Genomic DNA, 4,676 nt, shown 5'->3' with positions numbered 1-4,676 from the left:
ACCATAAGCCAGCCTTCGCGCTGGCTTATGCGTATTCAAGACATGACTATTTGGGAGTAACTGCAGAGCATGTTCCGTAATTCCTATATTCAGCAGAACTCTGATATCCAGGCCGCTGGCGGCCTGGTCCCGATGGTTGTCGAGCAATCTGCTCGTGGCGAACGCGCCTATGACATCTACTCGCGCCTGCTCAAGGAACGAGTGATTTTTCTGGTCGGCCCTGTAGAGGACTACATGGCCAACCTGATCTGCGCGCAGCTGCTGTTCCTTGAAGCGGAAAACCCGGACAAGGACATCCATCTTTACATTAACTCCCCGGGCGGCTCGGTGACGGCTGGCATGTCGATCTACGACACCATGCAGTTCATCAAGCCAAACGTGTCGACCACGTGCATCGGCCAGGCCTGCAGCATGGGCGCGTTCCTGCTGACCGCAGGTGCCGAGGGCAAGCGCTTCTGCCTGCCGAACTCGCGCGTGATGATTCACCAGCCATTGGGTGGTTTCCAGGGCCAGGCGTCGGACATCGAAATTCACGCCAAGGAAATCCTGTTTATTCGTGAGCGCCTCAATACATTGATGGCCAAGCACAGCGGGCACACCCTGGAAGAAATCGAGCGTGACACCAATCGCGACAACTTTATGAGCGCGGAAGCTGCGCGCGCGTATGGGTTGATCGATGAAGTGATCAANNAGCGCCCCGCTTAATATAAGCAGCTCAAAATAGGGCTGGTCGGCGTGTCCGACCACCGGCGGGCTTGAAAAAGCCCGCATAAGCCTTCATCTTGTGTTGCAAGCCTATCGGATTTGGATCGAACGAATGACTGACACCCGCAACGGCGAGGACAACGGCAAGCTGCTCTATTGCTCCTTCTGCGGCAAAAGCCAGCATGAAGTGCGCAAATTGATTGCCGGCCCCTCGGTGTTTATCTGCGACGAGTGCGTCGACCTGTGCAATGACATCATCCGCGAGGAGGTGCAGGAAGCCCAGGCCGAGAGCAGCGCGCATAAATTGCCTTCGCCTAAAGAAATCAGCGGCATCCTTGACCAATATGTGATTGGTCAAGAGCGTGCAAAGAAGGTTCTGGCCGTAGCGGTGTACAACCACTACAAGCGCTTGAATCAGCGTGACAAGAAAGGCGACGAGGTCGAACTCGGCAAGAGCAACATCTTGCTGATCGGTCCTACTGGCTCGGGTAAAACCTTGCTTGCGGAAACCCTCGCTCGCCTGCTGAACGTTCCGTTCACCATCGCCGACGCCACCACCCTCACCGAGGCTGGCTACGTGGGTGAAGACGTCGAGAACATCATTCAGAAATTGCTGCAGAAGTGCGACTACGACGTAGAGAAGGCCCAGATGGGTATTGTCTATATCGACGAAATCGACAAGATTTCGCGCAAGTCGGACAACCCGTCGATCACCCGGGACGTTTCCGGTGAAGGCGTGCAGCAGGCCCTGTTGAAACTGATCGAAGGCACGGTAGCTTCCGTACCGCCACAAGGCGGCCGCAAGCACCCGCAGCAGGAATTCCTTCAGGTTGATACGCGCAACATCCTGTTCATCTGTGGCGGTGCGTTCTCCGGTCTGGAGAAGGTTATTCAGCAGCGTTCCACGCGTGGCGGCATCGGTTTTGGTGCGGAAGTACGCAGCAAGGAAGAAGGCAAGAAGGTGGGCGAGTCCCTGCGTGAAGTCGAGCCTGACGATCTGGTCAAGTTCGGTCTGATCCCGGAATTCGTTGGCCGTCTGCCCGTCCTGGCCACGTTGGACGAGTTGGATGAGGCTGCATTGATGCAGATTCTCACCGAGCCGAAAAATGCTTTGACCAAGCAGTATGCCAAGCTGTTCGAGATGGAAGGTGTGGACCTGGAATTCCGGGCCGACGCGCTGAAATCGGTCGCCAAACGTGCCCTGGAACGCAAGACCGGTGCCCGTGGACTGCGTTCGATTCTCGAAGGTGTATTGCTCGACACGATGTATGAAATCCCCTCGCAGTCTGAGGTGAGTAAGGTGGTGATCGACGAAAGCGTTATCGAAGGCAAGTCCAAGCCACTGTATATCTACGAAAACAGTGAGCCGGCTGCCAAGGCTGCACCAGACGCGTAAGCGTTTAGCCGTCGGAATAAAGAAGGGGCCTTCGGGCCCCTTTTCTTTTAAAGCGTTTTTAACACCCTCTTTGCGCTTGTTTTTTTTCAAAGCAGCCCCCATCTTGGTTTCAAGCTTACTTCCATCTGTTTACGGCCATATGGCCGCCGTAGAGGCGAAATCATGAAGACAACCATCGAATTGCCTCTCCTGCCATTGCGTGATGTCGTCGTCTATCCGCACATGGTTATCCCGCTGTTCGTGGGGCGCGAGAAGTCTATCGAAGCCCTCGAGGCCGCGATGACGGGCGACAAGCAAATTTTGCTGTTGGCCCAGAGAAATCCTGCTGATGACGATCCCGGTGAAGATGCACTTTATCGCGTAGGTACAATTGCGACCGTTCTGCAGCTGCTCAAGCTGCCTGATGGCACGGTCAAGGTTTTGGTCGAAGGCGAGCAGCGGGGCGCCGTAGAGCGCTTCAGCGAAGTGGANGGCCACCTGCGCGCCGAAGTGGCGCTGATCGACGAAGTCGAGGCCCCTGAGCGCGAATCCGAAGTATTTGTGCGCAGCCTGCTCTCGCAGTTCGAGCAGTATGTGCAGTTGGGCAAAAAAGTCCCGGCTGAAGTCCTGTCTTCCCTCAACAGCATTGATGAGCCAAGCCGCCTGGTCGACACCATGGCTGCACACATGGCCCTGAAGATCGAGCAGAAGCAGGAAATCCTCGAAATCATTGATTTGTCGGCCCGGGTCGAGCACGTTCTGGCGTTGCTGGATGCCGAGATCGACCTGCTGCAAGTCGAAAAACGCATTCGCGGTCGCGTCAAGAAACAAATGGAGCGCAGTCAGCGCGAGTACTACCTGAATGAGCAGATGAAGGCCATCCAGAAAGAACTCGGCGACAGCGAGGAGGGCCACAACGAAATCGAAGAGCTGAAAAAGCGCATCGATGCCGCCGGCCTGCCGAAAGACGCCCTGACCAAAGCCAACGCTGAGCTGAACAAGCTNAAACAAATGTCGCCAATGTCTGCGGAAGCGACCGTGGTGCGTTCGTACATCGACTGGCTGGTTCAGGTGCCGTGGAAGGCTCAGACCAAAGTGCGCCTGGACCTGGCCCGCGCCGAGGACATCCTCGACGCCGACCACTACGGCCTCGAAGAAGTCAAAGAGCGCATCCTCGAATACCTCGCCGTGCAAAAGCGCGTGAAGAAAATTCGTGGTCCGGTGTTGTGCCTGGTCGGTCCTCCAGGTGTGGGTAAAACCTCCTTGGCGGAGTCGATTGCCAACGCCACCAACCGCAAATTCGTGCGCATGGCCCTCGGTGGTGTGCGTGATGAGGCGGAAATTCGTGGTCATCGCCGTACTTACATCGGTTCGATGCCAGGAAGATTGATTCAAAAGATGACAAAGGTTGGGGTGCGCAACCCGCTGTTCCTGCTCGATGAAATCGACAAAATGGGCAGCGATATGCGTGGCGATCCGGCGTCGGCTTTGCTCGAAGTGCTCGACCCGGAGCAGAACCACAATTTCAACGACCATTACCTGGAAGTCGACTACGACCTGTCCGACGTAATGTTCCTGTGCACCTCNAACTCCATGAACATCCCGCCGGCGCTGCTCGACCGGATGGAAGTGATTCGTCTGCCGGGCTATACCGAAGACGAGAAGATCAACATCGCCGTCAAATACCTCGCGCCCAAGCAGATTTCGGCCAACGGCNTGAAGAAAGGCGAGCTGGAATTCGACGCCGAAGCGATCCGCGACATCATCCGCTACTACACCCGCGAAGCCGGTGTGCGTGGGCTGGAACGCCAGATTGCCAAGGTTTGCCGCAAGGCGGTCAAAGAGCACGCGATGGAAAAACGTTTCTCGGTGAAGGTTACTGCCGAGATGCTGGAACACTTCCTGGGTGTGCGCAAATTCCGCTACGGTCTGGCCGAATCGCAGGATCAGATCGGTCAGGTGACCGGGTTGGCCTGGACTCAGGTGGGTGGCGAATTGCTGACCATCGAAGCCGCGGTGATCCCGGGTAAAGGTCAGCTTATCAAGACCGGTTCGTTGGGTGATGTGATGGTCGAATCCATCACTGCCGCGCAGACCGTGGTGCGCAGCCGCGCGAAGAGCCTGGGGATTCCCCTGGACTTCCACGAGAAGCACGACACTCACATCCACATGCCGGAAGGGGCTACCCCGAAGGACGGCCCTAGCGCCGGTGTAGGCATGTGCACGGCCCTGGTGTCGGCATTGACCGGGATTCCAGTGCGTGCGGACGTCGCCATGACAGGCGAAATCACCCTGCGTGGCCAGGTGTTGGCGATTGGTGGTTTGAANGAGAAATTGCTTGCTGCACACCGAGGCGGTATCAAGACGGTGATCATTCCTGAAGAGAATGTTCGCGACTTGAAGGAAATTCCTGACAACATCAAGCAGGATCTTCAGATTAAACCGGTTAAATGGATTGACGAAGTCCTGCAAATTGCGCTGCAATACGCGCCGGAGCCCTTGCCAGATGTGGCTCCGGAGATTGTCGCGAAGGATGAAAAACGCGAGTCTGATTCCAAGGAAAGAATTAGTACACATTAATGCCGTTAAGCCTGGG

Annotated in this window: 3 protein-coding genes; all 3 read left to right on the top strand. The window is 56.2% G+C overall.

Annotated features, from left to right (window positions below; genetic code table 11):
- The first annotated feature begins 69 nt into the window (after positions 1 to 69).
- The 3 genes from clpP (at position 70) to lon (ending at position 4,660) form a co-directional block, all read left to right on the top strand.
- Positions 70 to 705 carry an ATP-dependent Clp endopeptidase proteolytic subunit ClpP gene (clpP, locus tag B7L09_RS06000; RefSeq protein WP_094468135.1) on the top strand — a complete coding sequence of 212 codons (636 nt, stop codon included), beginning with the start codon at positions 70 to 72 and terminating at the stop codon, positions 703 to 705.
- A 112-nt stretch (positions 706 to 817) separates the two neighbouring features.
- Complete coding sequence (gene clpX / locus B7L09_RS05995; RefSeq protein WP_094468134.1) at positions 818 to 2,101, top strand: ATP-dependent Clp protease ATP-binding subunit ClpX; 1,284 nt, start codon at positions 818 to 820, stop codon at positions 2,099 to 2,101.
- A gap of 162 nt (positions 2,102 to 2,263) precedes the next feature.
- The gene (gene lon / locus B7L09_RS05990; RefSeq protein ID WP_094468133.1) at positions 2,264 to 4,660 is read left to right on the top strand and encodes an endopeptidase La; all 2,397 of its coding nucleotides are present in this window, start codon (positions 2,264 to 2,266) and stop codon (positions 4,658 to 4,660) included.
- Positions 4,661 to 4,676: the final 16 nt, after the last annotated feature.

This window comes from Pseudomonas mandelii (assembly GCF_002251635.1).
GTDB classification, from domain to species: domain Bacteria; phylum Pseudomonadota; class Gammaproteobacteria; order Pseudomonadales; family Pseudomonadaceae; genus Aquipseudomonas; species Aquipseudomonas mandelii_B.
This window is presented reverse-complemented; position numbering and strand designations above follow the sequence as displayed.